The 15159-nt window shown below is 64.2% G+C and carries 18 protein-coding genes; 5 read left to right on the top strand and 13 right to left on the bottom strand.

Going from position 1 to position 15159, the window contains the following annotated elements; all coding sequences use genetic code 11:
- Positions 1-13 precede the first annotated feature (13 nt).
- Positions 14-790 (bottom strand): TSUP family transporter, encoded by a 777-nt coding sequence (locus ACOAPY_RS09655; RefSeq protein WP_465156457.1) that lies wholly within the window; start codon positions 788-790, stop codon positions 14-16.
- 100 nt (positions 791-890) lie between these two features.
- Here ACOAPY_RS09655 and ACOAPY_RS09660 point away from each other — a divergent pair, with 100 nt between their 5' ends.
- Positions 891-1538, top strand: coding sequence for a hypothetical protein (locus tag ACOAPY_RS09660; protein WP_465156459.1), 648 nt, complete (start codon positions 891-893; stop codon positions 1536-1538).
- Positions 1539-1724: 186 nt separating this feature from the next.
- Here the strand turns inward: ACOAPY_RS09660 and ACOAPY_RS09665 are convergent, their stop codons facing one another.
- The 4 genes from ACOAPY_RS09665 to ACOAPY_RS09680 form a co-directional block, all read right to left on the bottom strand.
- Positions 1725-2492 (bottom strand): SDR family oxidoreductase, encoded by a 768-nt coding sequence (locus ACOAPY_RS09665; protein WP_021699567.1) that lies wholly within the window; start codon positions 2490-2492, stop codon positions 1725-1727.
- A gap of 24 nt (positions 2493-2516) precedes the next feature.
- Positions 2517-3584: a phosphotransferase family protein gene (locus tag ACOAPY_RS09670; RefSeq protein ID WP_465156461.1), complete on the bottom strand. Its 1068-nt coding sequence runs from the start codon at positions 3582-3584 to the stop codon at positions 2517-2519.
- A 188-nt stretch (positions 3585-3772) separates the two neighbouring features.
- Positions 3773-4087, bottom strand: a complete 315-nt coding sequence (locus ACOAPY_RS09675; protein WP_076428759.1) for an SCP2 sterol-binding domain-containing protein — start codon at positions 4085-4087, stop codon at positions 3773-3775.
- A gap of 61 nt (positions 4088-4148) precedes the next feature.
- On the bottom strand, positions 4149-4859 hold the full coding sequence (locus tag ACOAPY_RS09680; protein WP_465156463.1) for a histidine phosphatase family protein: 711 nt from the start codon (positions 4857-4859) through the stop codon (positions 4149-4151).
- 211 nt (positions 4860-5070) lie between these two features.
- On the opposite strand from ACOAPY_RS09680, the gene sohB reads away from it, so the two are divergent.
- The gene (sohB, locus tag ACOAPY_RS09685) at positions 5071-6093 is read left to right on the top strand and encodes a protease SohB (protein WP_465156465.1); all 1023 of its coding nucleotides are present in this window, start codon (positions 5071-5073) and stop codon (positions 6091-6093) included.
- 9 nt (positions 6094-6102) lie between these two features.
- A complete protein-coding gene (locus ACOAPY_RS09690) occupies positions 6103-7092 on the top strand; it encodes an oxidoreductase (RefSeq protein ID WP_076583252.1) in 990 nt (329 codons plus the stop codon).
- A 15-nt stretch (positions 7093-7107) separates the two neighbouring features.
- Here ACOAPY_RS09690 and ACOAPY_RS09695 read toward each other — a convergent pair whose 3' ends face one another.
- Entirely contained in the window at positions 7108-7962 is an 855-nt protein-coding gene (locus ACOAPY_RS09695) for an alpha/beta hydrolase family protein (protein ID WP_465156467.1), read from the bottom strand.
- Entirely contained in the window at positions 7959-8402 is a 444-nt protein-coding gene (locus tag ACOAPY_RS09700; protein WP_465156469.1) for a hotdog fold domain-containing protein, read from the bottom strand. The genes ACOAPY_RS09695 and ACOAPY_RS09700 overlap by 4 nt, the downstream gene beginning before the upstream one ends.
- A gap of 110 nt (positions 8403-8512) precedes the next feature.
- Between ACOAPY_RS09700 and ACOAPY_RS09705 the strand changes: the two genes are divergently transcribed.
- Positions 8513-9097 (top strand): TetR/AcrR family transcriptional regulator, encoded by a 585-nt coding sequence (locus ACOAPY_RS09705; protein ID WP_465156471.1) that lies wholly within the window; start codon positions 8513-8515, stop codon positions 9095-9097.
- A gap of 85 nt (positions 9098-9182) precedes the next feature.
- On the opposite strand, the gene ACOAPY_RS09710 is transcribed toward ACOAPY_RS09705, so the two are convergent.
- From ACOAPY_RS09710 to ACOAPY_RS09720, 3 genes are read right to left on the bottom strand one after another with little or no spacing between them, the layout of a single operon-like run.
- Positions 9183-9680, bottom strand: a complete 498-nt coding sequence (locus ACOAPY_RS09710; protein ID WP_465156473.1) for a DUF934 domain-containing protein — start codon at positions 9678-9680, stop codon at positions 9183-9185.
- The gene (locus ACOAPY_RS09715; protein ID WP_465156475.1) at positions 9664-11322 is read right to left on the bottom strand and encodes a nitrite/sulfite reductase; all 1659 of its coding nucleotides are present in this window, start codon (positions 11320-11322) and stop codon (positions 9664-9666) included. Before ACOAPY_RS09715 ends, ACOAPY_RS09710 begins: the two co-directional genes overlap by 17 nt.
- Positions 11323-11352: 30 nt before the next feature.
- Positions 11353-11502, bottom strand: a complete 150-nt coding sequence (locus tag ACOAPY_RS09720; protein ID WP_465156477.1) for a hypothetical protein — start codon at positions 11500-11502, stop codon at positions 11353-11355.
- A 346-nt stretch (positions 11503-11848) separates the two neighbouring features.
- Here ACOAPY_RS09720 and ACOAPY_RS09725 point away from each other — a divergent pair, with 346 nt between their 5' ends.
- Positions 11849-12835, top strand: coding sequence for an ABC transporter substrate-binding protein (locus ACOAPY_RS09725; RefSeq protein WP_465156479.1), 987 nt, complete (start codon positions 11849-11851; stop codon positions 12833-12835).
- Here ACOAPY_RS09725 and ACOAPY_RS09730 read toward each other — a convergent pair.
- The 3 genes from ACOAPY_RS09730 to ACOAPY_RS09740 are packed head-to-tail and all read right to left on the bottom strand — an operon-like array spanning position 12832 to position 15113.
- Complete coding sequence (locus tag ACOAPY_RS09730; RefSeq protein ID WP_021699555.1) at positions 12832-13056, bottom strand: DUF2970 domain-containing protein; 225 nt, start codon at positions 13054-13056, stop codon at positions 12832-12834. The genes ACOAPY_RS09725 and ACOAPY_RS09730 overlap by 4 nt on opposite strands.
- 41 nt (positions 13057-13097) lie before the next feature.
- Positions 13098-14117, bottom strand: coding sequence for a lipase secretion chaperone (locus ACOAPY_RS09735; protein WP_465156481.1), 1020 nt, complete (start codon positions 14115-14117; stop codon positions 13098-13100).
- Between the two features lie 51 nt (positions 14118-14168).
- On the bottom strand, positions 14169-15113 hold the full coding sequence (locus tag ACOAPY_RS09740) for a lipase family alpha/beta hydrolase (protein ID WP_076583242.1): 945 nt from the start codon (positions 15111-15113) through the stop codon (positions 14169-14171).
- Positions 15114-15159: the final 46 nt, after the last annotated feature.

The raw sequence follows: 15159 nt of genomic DNA on the forward strand, positions 1-15159 counted from the left end.
CTGAAAGGCCCGTTCAGAACCAGTGCTGCCAGGCCAGGCGTGCCGTCAGTGCCAGCACGACCAGGATGAACACCGGGCGGATGAATTTCGAGCCACCGCGGATCGCCGTGCGCGCGCCGAAGAAGGCGCCGGCCATCAGCGCCAGGCCCATGGCGATGCCGAGCAGCCAGGCCACCTGGCCGGCGATGATGAATACCGTCAGGGCCATGGCGTTGCTGACGAAGTTCATGCTGCGCGCCACGCCGCTGGCACGCACCAGGTCCATGGGGTAGAGCAGCAGGGTGCTGACCGTCCAGAAAGCGCCGGTGCCGGGGCCGGCCACCCCGTCATAGAAGCCCAGGCCCAGGCCCTGCGGCCACTGGCGCCCCTGCGCCACCGGCGCGTCCTGCTGGCCGTGGGTCTCCGGCGTCTTGCCGAACAGCAGGTACAGGCCGCAGCCGAATACCACGGCCGGCAGCATCTGGTTGAGCCAGGCGGCGGGTAACCAGTGCGCGATCATTGCGCCAATGGCGGCTCCGATGGCCGTCGCGATCAGCGCATTGCGCCATTGCCGCGGATGGAACAGCTGGCGCCGGTAGAAGGTGTAGCTGGCGGTGGCCGAGCCGAAGGTGGCGCACAGTTTGTTGGTGCCCAGTACCAGATGGGGTGGCAGGCCAGCGGTGAGCAGGGCAGGGATGGTCAGCAGGCCGCCGCCGCCGGCGATGGCGTCGATGAATCCGGCGGTGAAGGCGACCAGGGCGAGAATCAGCAGGGTGGTCGGTTCGACACCCAGCTCGAAGGGAAAGGGCATAAAAAACTCGAAGTGGATTCAATTGTGCGGGGCTGTTGCTGGCCCGTCGCGCAGTAGCTCCGCATAATGCCGGCAAAAAATCGTATAAGGAATCGCTTGCATGCAGTACGACGGCCTGGCCTGGTTCACCGGCTTGCTGGCCCTGCTGGCGCTGTTCATCGCCGCCCGCATCCTGTTCGCTCCCAACTGGTTTCTCGCTTGGCTGCGCGGCACCGCCGGCCTGGCCTTTCTGGCGCTCGCGCTGCTGATCGGGGTGGTTGCCTACGACCTGCGTAGCTATGACCCGCAGGTACGGGACAAGCCGCTGGTGACGCTGAGCTTCAGCGCCGATGGTCCGCAGCGCTATCGCGTCAACCTGCTGGAGGGCGGCGAGGAGCGCGAGGTGACTCTGGAGGGCGATCTCTGGCAGCTGGATGCCCGCCTGCTGGGCTGGAAGGGCCTGGCGGCACTTATCGGCCTGCAGCCGGGCTACCGCCTGGAGAAGCTGTCCGGGCGTTTCCTCGCCATCGAGCAGCAGCAGAGTGCTCGCTTTGCCCAGGTGGCGCTGGCCGAGAGTCCCTATGGCATCGATCTGTGGCGCTGGCTGCGCCTGGGGCAGCGCGATCTGTTCCTGTTCGAGGCGCAGGCCGCGCGTGTCACCTACCTGCCGATTGCCGATGGCGCGGTGTTCAGCGTCAGTCTGGGCCCGACCGGGCTGATGGCGCAGCCGATGAACCAGGTTGCGCAGCAGGCGCTCAAGGACTGGTGAGCGTGGGGCATGGCTTCTAGCGATGGGTACGGTGACCAGGCACGCCGCACGGTCTAAGCAGTTCAATTAGCGGTGCTGGCTAAGCGGGCACTGATGCGATACCGGAGCGGCTGATCACTGCCGGGTGTTGGGTGCGCCAGCCAAAAGGCCGGGCAAAGAGCCCGGCCCGGTGTGACGGTCACGGCCTCAGGAGAGGAAGCCGCCGTCCACGTTCAATGCCACGCCGGTGGTGTAGCTGGAGGCTTCGCTGGCCAGGTACAGCACGGCGCCGGCCATCTCGCTCGGTGCCGCCACGCGCTTGAGCGGGATGCGCTGCAGCGCCATGTTGAGGATGGCATCGTTCTTGGTCAGGGCCGAGGCGAACTTGGTGTCGGTCAGGCCCGGCAGCAGGGCGTTGCAGCGGATGCCGAACTGCGCGCACTCCTTGGCGAAAACCTTGGTCATGCTGATCACGGCAGCCTTGGTCACCGAGTAGATGCCCTGGAATTCGCCCGGCGAGACGCCGTTGATCGAGGCGACGTTGATGATCGAGCCGCCGCCGTTGGCCTTCATCAGCTTGCCGCCTTCGATGGACATGAAGTAGTAGCCGCGGATGTTGACGTCGACGGTCTTCTGGAAGGCGCCCAGGTCGGTGTCCAGCACGTTGCAGAACTGCGGGTTGGTGGCGGCGTTGTTGACCAGGATGTCGAGGCGGCCGAACTGCTCGCGGATAAAGGCAAAGACGCTCTGGATCTGCTCCATCTCGCCGATGTGACAGGCGATGGCAGTGGCCTTGCCGCCGTCGGCGACGATGGCGTCGGCGACCTTCTGGCAGTCGTCGATCTTGCGGCTCGAGACGATCACGTGGGCGCCCTGCTGGGCCAGCAGCTTGGCGATGGCTTCACCGATGCCGCGGCTGGCGCCGGAGACGAAAGCGATCTTGCCGTCGAGGTCGAACAGGTGGGTCTTGGACATTGTGGTTCCCTTGTCTGAGCCGGGTTAGAGGGTGGATTTGCCGATGACCTGCAGGGCCATCTGTTCCAGCAGCTTGTTCATCATGATGAACTGGGCAAAGCGCTTGTCCTTGGTCTGGCCATGGAAGAAGCGGTAGTAGATCTGCTGCACGATGCCGGCCAGACGGAACAGGCCGTACACGTAGTAGAAGTCGAAGTTGTCGATCTGGATGCCGGCGCGCTCGGCGTAATAGTCGACGAACTGCGGGCGGGTCAGCATGCCCGGCGCGTTGCTCGGCTGGCGGCGCATCAGCTGCACGGGCGGCGGGTCGTTCGCCTCAATCCAGTAGGCGAGGGTGTTGCCCAGGTCCATCAGCGGGTCGCCGATGGTGGTCAGTTCCCAGTCCAGCACGCCGATGATCTGCATCGGATTGGCCGGGTCGAGGATCACATTGTCGAAGCGGTAGTCGTTATGCACGATGCCCGGCTTGTGGTGGTCGGCCGGCATCTTCTCGCGTAGCCAGGCCTTGACCTGCTCCCAGACCGGGGCATCGGGGGTCAGTGCCTTCTCGTAGCGGTCGCTCCAGCCTTCGATCTGGCGCTTAACGTAGCCTTCCGGCTTGCCCAGGTCGGCCAGGCCGCAGGCCTGGTAATCGACGTTGTGCAGGTCGACCAGCTTGTCGATGAAGCTCTTGCACAAGGCGTTGGTCTGCTCGGCGCTGAAGTTCAGCTCGGCCGGCATGTCGCTGCGCAGGATGATGCCCTTGACCCGCTGCATCACGTAGAACTCGGCGCCGATCACCGACTCGTCGGTGCAGTGCACGTAGGCCTTCGGGCAATAGGGGAAGCCGGCGTTGAGCTGGTTGAGGATGCGGTACTCGCGGCCCATGTCGTGGGCCGACTTGGCCTTGTGGCCGAACGGCGGGCGGCGCAGGACGAATTCCTGCTCGGGGTATTCCAGCAGGTAGGTCAGGTTGGAGGCACCGCCGGGGAACTGGCTGATGCGCGGCGTGCCGGTGAGGCCGGGGATGTGCGCCTTCAGGTACGGGTCGATCTGCGCGGCATCGAGTTCTTCGCCTTCGCGGATGCCGGTGGACTGGTCTGTCAGCGTCATGCTTATCCCTTCTGCTGATGATGGGGGCCACTAATCATTGGTTAATCTAATAGCGCTATCGAGTGAAGCACAGCTTTATAGATGCGGCTGTTGGCGCCTGATCAAGGGCTCTGATTGCTTGTGCCGGGCGAAAAAAAACCGGAGTCCGAAGACTCCGGTTTTTTGTGCTTCGCGGTAAACCCGAGGGCTTATACCGGGAACAGCTCGGCCAGTTTCATGGCCAGCATCATGTCGCCTTCGGCGCGCAGCTTGCCGCCCATGAAGGCCTGCATGCCATCGGTTTCGCCGGAAGCGATACCGGCCAGGGTGGCGCTGTCCATGATCAGGGTGACGTTGGCGTTCGGGTTGTCGCCCTGTTGCACGTCGCAGGTGCCGTCCTTGACGATCAGCGCGTAGTTTTCACCGTCTTCGATGTTGAACTGGAACACCAGGTCCAGGCCGGCAGCGGCGCTGGCGTTGAACTTGGACTTCATGCTGTTGATGGTGTCGGCAACGGAGCTCATGTTTTCTATCCTTTGTTATCAAGGGTTGCTGGCGGCCTTGCGGGCCGCTGTGGGCCGGTACTCAGCGATAGGTGATGAGTTCCGGGGTCTTCAACAGCTCCAGATGCACACGGCTGTTGAAGGAAGCCAGAGTTGCCTCGTCGCCACGGAAGGTCAGGCGCGAGAGCGAAGTATTGACGATCTGCCAGTTGAGCTCGAAGGCTCGCTCGGCCGGTACGCCGGTCAACAGGTGGAGCAGGGCGGTGATGGTGCCGCCGGAGGTGAATACGGCGATGTTCTGGCCGCGCTCGGCGCGTGCCAGTAGGCGTTGCAGACCGCCGCCGACGGTATCGACGAAAGCTTGCCAGGTTTCGTGGCCCGGTTCGTCATGCTCGCCGCTGACCCAGCGGCGAATGATCCGAGCGAACAGGTGCTGGAAGGCAGCGCGATTATCCTTCGGATTGCGCAGGATGGTCGGGGCATCCGGCTCGTCCGGCAGCATGGCTGGTAGCAGGTTGCGGATCACTGCCTCGGCATCGAATTCATTGAAGGCCGGATCGATCTCCAGTTCCGGCGCGCTCATACCGGCGGCTACGCAGCGCTGCAGGGCCGAGGTGGCGGTATGCTGCTGGCGCCGTAGGCTGCCACTCAGGCAGCGATCCAGAACGATGCCGAGCTGCGCCAGGTGATCGCCCAGCACTTCGGCCTGGCGCACACCGAGCGACGACAGCACGTCGTAGTCGTCGGCGCCGAAGGAGGCCTGGCCATGTCGAATCAGGTAGATGCTGCCCACGTCCGCAGTCGATCCTGCCGGGTTGAAGTCTCGCGAGGTTATGGGCAGAGCCGGGCGCCTGTCAACGAAAAAACATACGCTTGTTTGAATTGCGCGGGGATGCCGACACATGGTCTGCCACGGTTGGCCGGCACGCTCTGGCGCCGGTATGCTTGAGCGGAGTCGTGGCCTTGCCTGGGCCTCGTAAAGGGTTATACACGAGGGGGAATCTGTGGAGTTTCTGTTGGGGTATGCGGACTTCCTGTTGCGCACGTTGACTGTGCTGGTCGCCATCATCGTGGTGCTGCTGACCATCGCCGCCTTGCGTGGCAAGGGCCGCGTTAAGGGCAGCGGTCAACTGCAGGTGAACAAGCTCAACGACTTCTACAAGGCGCTGCGCGAACGCTTGGAGCATGAACTGCTCGACAAGACGCAGCTCAAGGCGCAGCGTAAGGCCGAAGCCAAACAGGCCAAGCAGGCGAAGAAGGACGGCCAGAGCAAGCCTCGGGTGTTCGTGCTCGATTTCGACGGCGACATCAGGGCTTCGGCGACCGACAACCTGCGCCACGAGGTGACCGCATTGCTGTCGCTGGCCAGCCCGCAGGATGAAGTGGTACTGCGCCTGGAAAGCGGTGGTGGCATGGTGCATGGTTATGGCCTGGCTGCCTCGCAACTGGCGCGTATCCGCCAGGCCGGCGTGCCGCTGACCGTGTGCGTGGACAAGGTGGCGGCCAGCGGCGGCTACATGATGGCCTGCATCGGCGACAAGATCCTCAGCGCGCCCTTCGCCATCCTCGGCTCCATCGGCGTGGTGGCCCAACTGCCGAACATCCACCGACTGCTGAAAAAGCATGATATCGATGTGGAGATGCTCACTGCCGGCGAGTACAAGCGTACCCTCACCGTACTGGGCGAGAACACCGAGAAGGGCCGGGAGAAGTTCCAGGAAGACCTGGACACCACCCACGAGCTGTTCAAGAACTTCGTGGCCCGCTACCGGCCGCAGCTGAATATCGACGAGATCGCCACGGGCGAGGTCTGGCTGGGTGTCTCCGCGCTGAACAAGCATCTGGTCGACGAGCTCAAGACCAGCGACGAATACCTGGCTGAGCGTGCTCGCGAGGCCGAACTGTTCCATCTGCATTTCGCCGAGAAGAAGAGCCTGCCGGAGCGTTTCGGCCTGGCGGCCAGCGTGACGCTGGACCGTCTGCTGTTGAACTGGTGGAGCCGCCTCAATCAACAACGTTTCTGGTAGGAGTAAGACATGACTGCCTTCAAGGCTCTGCTGGTCAGTGAGGAAAACGGTGTCTTCGTGCCCAAGGTCGTCGAACGTAGCGTCGCCGACTTGCCGGCCGGCGAGGTGCTGATTCGCGTGCAGTACTCCTCGCTCAACTACAAGGATGCGCTGTCCGCCAGTGGCAACCGCGGGGTGACCAAGGCCTATCCGCATACGCCTGGCATCGACGCCGCCGGCGTGGTGGCCGAGTCCTCGGCCAGCGAGTTCGCGGCGGGCGACGAGGTGATCGTCACCGGTTACGACCTGGGCATGAATACCGCCGGTGGCTTCGGCCAGTACATTCGCGTACCGGCGGCCTGGGTGATCAAACGGCCCAAGGGCTTGTCGCTGCGCGAGGCCATGCTGCTCGGCACTGCCGGCCTGACTGCGGCGCTGTGCGTGGACAAGCTGGAGCAGGCCGGGCTGACCCCGGCAGCCGGCCCGGTGCTGGTCACCGGCGCCACCGGTGGCGTTGGTTCGGTCGCGGTGGCACTGCTGGCGCGGCTTGGCTACAACGTCGCGGCGTCCACCGGCAAGGCCGGGCAGGGCGAGTTCCTGCGCCAGCTCGGCGCCCAGCAGATCGTGCCGCGCGAGGAACTGCAGGAAGGCAGCGACAAGGCCATGCTCAAGGAACGCTGGGCCGGTGCGGTGGATACCGTCGGCGGCGAGATTCTGTTCAACGTGGTCAAGTCGCTGCGCTACGGCGCCAGCGTGGCCTGCTGCGGCCTGACCGCCGGCATGGGCTTCAAGGGCAATGTCGCGCCCTTCATCCTGCGCGGGGTCAACCTGCTGGGGGTGGACTCGGTGGAGCTGCCGCTGGTGGTCAAGGCGTCCATGTGGGACAAGCTGTCCCTGCAGTGGAAGCTGACCAACCTGGAGAGCCTGGCCGAAGAGAAGAGCCTGGAGCAGCTGCCCCAGGCCATCGAGCAGATCCTCGCCGGTCAGCTGGTTGGCCGGGTGCTGGTCAGGCTCGACTGAACCTGACCCGGCTTATTAGTCCAAATCCGGCAGCAGATAGGGCGCCCATAGCGATTCGGCGAACTGGCGGCGGAAGAAGCCAAAGTGGCCGATTCGCTCCGCCCCTATCTGCTTCGGTGCAATGCGCTTGGCCGTCTGTGGCGCGGCGCGATAGAAGCCGTGCAATGATTCAGTGTTACGCCCGGACATCATCTCATCATCGGTGAAGGAGATCGCCGTGATCGGCGTGCGCACGGCCGAATAGGCCTCGCGAACCGCTTTGCCTTCGGCGCCCACAGCGTACTCCGGATGCAGGCACCAGCGCCGCCACTGTTCGATCACCCCGCGCGGCAGGTCGCCGACCATGCCCAGGCGCTGGCCGGGGAAGTAGCCAGCAAGCGGGGTGACCAGTGGTGCGATGAAGTACCACAGCAGCCATGCGCGGTTGCGCAGGCTGCGGGTGTTTTCCCGCCAGTAGCCGCTGCCGGTGGCGATGGTGAAGGCGCGCCGGATGCGCTCGCTGCCGCGCACGAAGGGCAGAATCTGCCCGCCCAGGCTATGTCCGATCCAGAACACCGGCAGCGTGCCGGCCGCCGCTGTCACGGCATCGAGCATGGCGCTGCAGTCGTGTCGGCCCCAGCCAATCACGTCGACGTTCAGATCACGCAGCGGGCCCTGGCGAGAAAGGCCCATGCCGACATAGTCGAAGGTCACCGCGACAAAACCACGCTCGGCCAGCCATTGCGCGAAGGCGGCGTAGAAACGCTGCTCCACGCCCATGGCCGGCACGATCAGGACAACGCCGCGCGCCTCGCCTGCGGGGTGGAACCAGTGGCTGGAGAGTTTGTGTCCGTTGCCGTTGTCCAGCTGGCGATGGAGTGGGCTGGTCATGATGAGCTCCGGCTGACGTACATGGTGATTTCGGCACGGAACACCGGCTTATCGTCTACGTAGGCCACCACCGGTACCTTGATGTCGCCTTCCTGGTTCCATTCGATGGCGCTACCGTCAGCTACTGTGCGCACGTCACCCTGGGCCTTGGCCAGGTATTCCACCGTCATGCCGCGCGGAATCCAGCGGCAGCCTGCCGGGATGGAGGCGTCGGTCATGGTGCCGGCCGCCAGCTCGGCAGCGTTGCACAGGGCGATGGCATGTACGGTGCCGATGTGGTTGAGCACTTCGCGGCGTTTGGGGAAGGTCACTTCCGCATAGCCCGGGCGCAGCTCGACGAACTGCGGGGCAATGCTGGCGAAGTAGGGCGCGACCTGGCCGATCAGGGTGCTGAACTGGGCTGGGCCGACCTGCTGGTACATCTGCATCATCTGACTCATGGGGTGCTCCTGCACAATGGCTGGCATTTGAAGAGAAGCGCGCGCCCAGGCAGTATACGAATACCAGAATTTAATTCTAGAAAAATATTCTAGTTTGTTGAGGAGGCCAGATGGCCCGCCGTTCCCGCAAGGACGAGATACTCCAGGCCGCCCTGGCCTGTTTCACCGATTTCGGCGTGGATGCCACCACCATCGAGATGATCCGTGACCGCTCTGGCGCCAGCATCGGCAGCCTTTATCACCATTTCGGCAACAAGGAACGCATCATCGGTGCCCTGTATCTGGCCGGCACGGCCGAGTACGCGGCGCTGCTCGCCGAGGGCTTCGCCCGTGCCGACAGCGCCGAGGCTTGCGTCAAGTTGCTGGTCACCAGCTATGTCGACTGGGTGGTGGCGAACCCGGACTGGGCGCGCTTCATCCTGCACAGCCGTGGCCGGGTGGAGGCCAGCGAGGTGGGCTCGGAGCTGCGCGAGGTCAACCGGGTGAACTTCCGGCGAATCCTCGATGCGCTTGCCGTGTATCGCGCGCAGGGGCTGTTCAAGGCCATGCCGGTGGACTGCTTCACCTCGGTGGTCATCGGTCCGACCCATGACTTCGCACGCCACTGGCTGGCCGGGCGGACCCAGACATCGCTGGCCGAGTGTCGCGAGCTGCTGGCCCAGGTGGCCTGGGATTCGGTGCGGGCGCCACAGTAGCTAGCGACGCCGCTCCCGGATTGCATGCGGGCTACGGCCTGAAATGAAAAAGCCCCGCAGTGCGGGGCTTTTTCCTGGGGCCGGGTCAGGCGCGGCGGCGGAACAGCGGCAGCGGCTGGTCGGTGGAGGCCTGATAGACCTCGCTGAACTCCTCGAAGGCTTTCAGTGCATCGACCGGGTCCTTGTCCGCGCGCAGGGCGAAGGCGTCGAAGCCCACGCGCTGGTAGGAGAACAACTGGTCGCGCAGCACGTCGCCGATGGCGCGCAGCTCACCCTTGTAGCCATAGCGATTGCGCAGCAGGTAGGCGCTGGAGCAGTGGCGGCCGTCGGTGAAGGCAGGGAAGTTGAGGGCGATCACCTGGAAGCTATCCAGATCGGCGACGATTTCCTCGATTTCCTCACCGGCTTCCAGCCACACGCCCAGGCCGCCATCACGGACCTTGAGGGCGTGGGCATGCTCGCGCCACAGGGCCAGTGGCACGATCAGGTCGTCACTGTTGCTGACGCTGTCGAGGCTGGCGTCGGCCGGCAGCAGGTGCCAGGTTTCGTCCAGAATCTGGCCGTTCTTAATGATTCGCTGCATAGACGCGCTCCTTGAACGGGTCGATTCCGACGCGGCGGAAGGTATCGAGGAAGGACTCCTCTTCGGTGCGATGTTCGACATAGACCTTGATCAGCTTGTCGATCACGTCGGCCATTTCATCCTGGGCGAAGGACGGGCCGAGGATCTGTGCCAGGCTGGCATCACGGCCGGCGCTGCCGCCGAGAGAGACCTGGTAGAACTCCTGGCCCTTCTTGTCGACGCCGAGAATGCCGATGTGGCCGACGTGGTGGTGGCCACAGGCGTTCATGCAGCCGGAGATATTGAGGTCGAGGTCGCCGATGTCGAACAGGTAGTCGAGGTCGTCGAAGCGACGCTGGATGGCCTCGGCGACCGGGATCGACTTGGCGTTGGCCAGCGAGCAGAAATCGCCGCCCGGGCAGCAGATGATGTCGGTCAGCAGGCCCACGTTCGGTGTGGCGAAGCCCAGCTCGCGCAGCTCGCCCCAGAGGGTGAACAGCTGCTGCTGCTCGACGTCGGCGAGGATGATGTTCTGGTTATGGCTGTTGCGTACCTCGCCGAAGCTGTAGCGGTCGGCCAGGTCGGCGATGGCATCCAGCTGCTTGTCGGTGACATCGCCCGGCGCGACGCCGGTCGGTTTCAGCGACAGGGTCACGGCGACATAGCCCGGCTGCTTGTGGGCGAAGGTATTGCGCTGGCGCCAGCGGGCGAAGCCCGGATGCTGGGCGTCGAGGGCGGCCAGTTCGGCGTCCTGGTCGCTCAGGGCCTTGTACGCCGGGTCGACGAAGTGGGCGGAAACGCGCGCCACTTCGGCTTCGGTCAGGGTGGTCGGTCCATCCTTCAGATGGGCGAACTCGGCCTCGACCTTCTCGGCGAAGACTTCCGGAGTCAGTGCCTTGACCAGGATCTTGATGCGCGCCTTGTACTTGTTGTCACGACGGCCGTAGCGGTTGTACACGCGCAGGATGGCGTCGAGGTAGCCCAGCAGATGCTGCCAGGGCAGGAATTCCTTGATGAAGCTACCGACGATCGGGGTACGGCCCAGGCCGCCGCCGACCGAGACGCGGAAGCCCAGTTCGCCGGCCTCGTTGCGTACCGCTTCCAGGCCGATGTCGTGCACCTCGATGGCAGCGCGGTCGCTCACGGCACCGTTGACGGCGATCTTGAACTTGCGTGGCAGGTGGGTGAACTCGGGGTGGAAGGTCGACCACTGGCGGATGATCTCGCACCAGGGGCGCGGATCGACGATCTCGTCCTTGGCCACGCCGGCGAACTGGTCGGTGGTGGTGTTGCGGATGCAGTTGCCGCTGGTCTGGATCGCGTGCATCTGCACGGTGGCCAGCTCGGCGAGGATCTCCGGCACGTCTTCCAGTTCCGGCCAGTTGAACTGCACGTTCTGCCGGGTGCTGATGTGGGCATAGCCCTTGTCGTAGTCGCGAGCGATCTTGGCCATCATGCGCACCTGCTTGGACGACAGCAGGCCGTAGGGCACGGCGACGCGTAGCATCGGCGCGTAGCGCTGGATGTAGAGGCCGTTTTGCAGGCGCAGGGGGCGGAACTCTTCGCCGGAGAGTTCGCCGGCCAGGTAGCGGCGGGTCTGGTCGCGGAACTGCTTGACGCGGTCCTCGACGATCCGCTGATCGTACTCGTCGTATACGTACATAGGGGTCCTGTGGGTCAGGCTACTGCTTCATCAGGCAGCGATGGCTTTCTTGCGCGCACGGTAGACGCGCTCTCTATCAGGGCCGGCGAAAGATACCAGCTCGCAAATATGCGAAAAAGTGAAGTTTTCATATAAGTACATAGCCAAAGTCGATAAGCGGCCGACCTTGAGACTGGACATGGTCTGGTCTTAACTCAGGTGGAACCCATAACCACAACAAAGGGGACAACCATGACCGACCATTCCACGTCGCAGGACCAAGACAGCCTCGTCGATGCCTGGGCCATCTTCATGCTGATTCTCATCGCGGTCAGCACGGCGGTGTTCTGGGTGAGCCAGCAGTAGCGGACGAGCGAGCGGGGCCGGCTCGTTCTTCTCGCCGGCCCCGGCGAGCGCTGGCATTTTGCTATTGCCTGCCCGGTATAATGCGCCACCTACTGCTAAACCCGGGTTCACCGTCGTGGCGTTGCGCGTCCTTTTCCTCTGCTGCCTGAGTCTTTTCTGTGCCACCGTCCAGGCAGCGTCCGTGGTTTTCCTCAATCCTGGCTTCTCTCACGAGCGGTTCTGGCTGGACTACAGCCAGTTTATGCAGGACGCGGCCGACGATCTGGATATGCAGCTTGAGGTGCTCTACGGCGAGCGTGACAAAGAGACCACCTTGCGCAACGCGCGCCATGTGCTCGCCAGCCCGCGAAAGCCGGACTATCTGATTTTCGTCAATGAGCAGTATCAGGGGCCGGAAATCCTGCGCATGTTTGCCGACAGCGGCATTCGCCTGTTTGCCGTACACAGCACCCTGACCGAGGAACAGCAGCAGTTGGTCGGCGGTCCCCGGGACAATTACGCCAACTGGATCGGCAGCCTGGTCACCAATGACGAGGAAGCTGGTTACCTGATGGCCAAGGGGCTGTTGCGCAAGGCAGGCGAAGGCGCCGAGTTGGTGGCGTTCTCCGGCGTGAAGAACACACCCTCCGCGACTCTGCGCGAGGAGGGGCTGCAGCGGGCACTCAAGGAACATCCGCAGATTCGCCTGCGCCAGCTGCTCTACGGCGAGTGGCGCCAGCAGCGTGCGTATGAGCAGGCCAAGCTGCTGCTGCCCCGTTATCCGCAGGTCAACCTGGTCTGGTCCGCCAATGATGAAATGGCTTTTGGCGTCATGCAGGCGGCCGAGGAGCAGGGGCGCCAACTTCGCTACACGGCGCTGAACAACTCGCAGCGTGTTCTGCAGGCGCGTGCCGAGGGCAGAATCGGCGTGCTTGCCACTGGGCACTTTGTTCTAGGGGGCTGTGCCATGGTGATGTTGCATGACCATGCCGCTGGAATGGACTTCGCGGAGCGCGGCGGCAAGGCGCAGATGGCTCGTCTGTTGCGACTGGTGGATGCGCATGAGGCCAGGCACCTGATGTCCAGGCTGGAACGCTCTGGCAAGGGCCTGGACTTCCGCCGTTTCAGCGCCACGCGCAATCCGGCGCTGCGGCAGTATGCCTGCTCCATCGATGAGCTTCTGCGCTAGACGCCTGCCAGATAGAGCACCAGCTGCACCAGGGCGAACAGCACCACCACGAACAGCGCGGTGAACATCAGCCCCAGAGCAATGAAGTGGCTGGGTTTGCCGCGGCTGAAGTCACGCGCACGGTTCTTGCCGCTCTGCACACCAAACGCGGCGGCCAGTACGCTTTGCAGCATCTCGCGAAAGCTCAGTGGCTTGTCGTTATCGTCGTTCTGCCTGTCCATTTGGCACCTCCTGGGCTCAGCTTAGCTCAGCGCTGCGAGGTTCAGAGCTCCGGGTCCAGCGCCTGCACGCGCAAGCGCTCCTGTTCATCGAAGCGGCTGGCCTGCAGCTCGGCGATGGCGGCTTGCAACTGGTTGTCGCTGAGCCCGGACTGGCGCAGGCGGTTGCGCTCGGCCGCATAGTCGCTCAGGCGCCGCTGCCAGGCGGCCTGCTGGCGATCCAGATCGGCCAGTGCATCGGCCGCTGCACTGCCCAGCGCCTGCTCGCGCAGCTGGCGAATCTCCTCGGCGCTGGCGCCTTGCTCCTGCAGCGTCTGGGTGGCGGCGTATAGCTCGCCATGGCGCATGCTCTCGGCACGTGCCATGCGCACCTCCTCCGGCAGTTGCAGCTCCAGTTCGGCCAGCGCCTGGGTGCGTTGCTCCTCGCTGAGGCCGGCCTGCCGGGTCAGCGCCAGGCGCTGCACCATGTACTCGTCCTCGGCGTTCTCGCGGGCGAAGAACAGGGCATATTCATCGGCGCTGAAAAACTGCTGGCGCAGCGCGTTGAGTGCATCAAGGCGCTGGCGCAGGGCACCGGCATCCAGGCTGGCATCGGCTGCGGGCAGGCCCTGCAGGGCAATGCGGTAGTCCACATAGCGGCGCAGCAGGTCGCGTGCCTGGTCCAGCGCGGGCTCGCGGAGCTGGGTGGCGAGGTCGCGATGGATGCGTGTCAGAACCTTGTCCAGGCCTTCTTCTTCGCGACCGGCCAGGTAAAAGTCGAACAGGTGCAGCAGGTCCGCCTGCAGGAGCAGATTGCCCTGGGCGTCCATGCGCAGTTGTACGCCGTGATGAGCGCCTGCCAGCGAGGGTGGCAGCGGGCCGGGGTCAGGCAGGCTGGCGGCTGGCGTTTCACGCAGGTTGTGGTTGAGGTTGCGGGCCTCGCGGCTGCGGTTGTCCTTGGGCACCGCTGCTGCGGTGACGGGAGCTGCCGCGGCGGGCAGGGGCGCCGGTCGGTAGAGCAAAAGGGTGCCACCCACGACGACGGCGCCGAGGGCCAGGGCAGACAGAATGATGCGGCTGGACATCGAAGTCTCCTCGCGGCGGACATGGCGCCCTCGGCGCCATGTCCGTCGGTATTACAGACCGAGGTTCTTCAGGCGGTTGGCCTGGTTCTGATACAGGGTCTTCGGGTTGGTCTCGAACAGCGACACCAGCCCTAGAACCTGGTTGGTGATGTCCAGGTGGTTCATGAAGTAGTTGTCCTTGAGCACCTTGCCGAAATGGCTGGAGCAGCGACCGGTGACGCCGTCATTGGCCTCGCTGAAGCCGAAGGCCAGATAGGTGACACCGAACAGTGGGTCGGAGATGTCCAGCACGTTGGTCAGTGGCGCGGTCCCGCTCATGGAGTACATGCGCACGCTGTTGCCGTTGATGGTGGCGGTTTCCGGACCCTCGCCGCAGGACGTGCTCGGCACGCCGGTGGGGAAGCGCTGGTTGTTGGCCGCAGCGCCCGGTTTGTTGAACTCGGCCAGCATGGCGCGCACGTCCGAGGCGCTCTTCTTGTTGTTCGACAGCAGGTTGACCAAGTTGCCCACGGCGTTGGCGAACACGTCGAAGGCGACGCCCTGCAGGCTGCCGGGCGGGGCGATGCCGGTCACCAGGTCGGCCAGCGGCGAGCCCTTGTGCGGCGAGTTGAGGGTGGTCACCGAGGCTACCAGGTCGGGGCGGGTGTTCATCACGTAGCGGGCGGTGAGGCCACCCTGGCTGTGACCGATCAGGTTGAACTTCTTCACCGTGCCGCCGGACGCGGCGCGGATCTGCTCCAGCTGCGCGATCAGCGACTCGCCACGCTTGGCCGAGCTGTCGAAGGCATTGATCTTTGGTACATGGACCTTGGCCCCCTGGCTCTGCAGGGCACTGGGGATCTGGTACCAGTAATCGATGCTGGCGATTGTGTCGAAGGCGAAGATGCCGGGGACGAGGACGATGGGGTTCTTGGTCTGCGCCTGGGTGTTGGCCAGGGCAGGGAGGGACGCGCACAGACCGAGGGCGGCCAGTGCCGGGACGAGCAGCTTTTTCATGAGGTGTACCTGTGTGTTCGTTTTTTGTTGTTGTAGCTCCGCACAC

The sequence above is a fragment of the Pseudomonas stagnisoli genome, from assembly GCF_048595745.1.
GTDB classification, from domain to species: Bacteria; Pseudomonadota; Gammaproteobacteria; order Pseudomonadales; family Pseudomonadaceae; genus Aquipseudomonas; species Aquipseudomonas alcaligenes_A.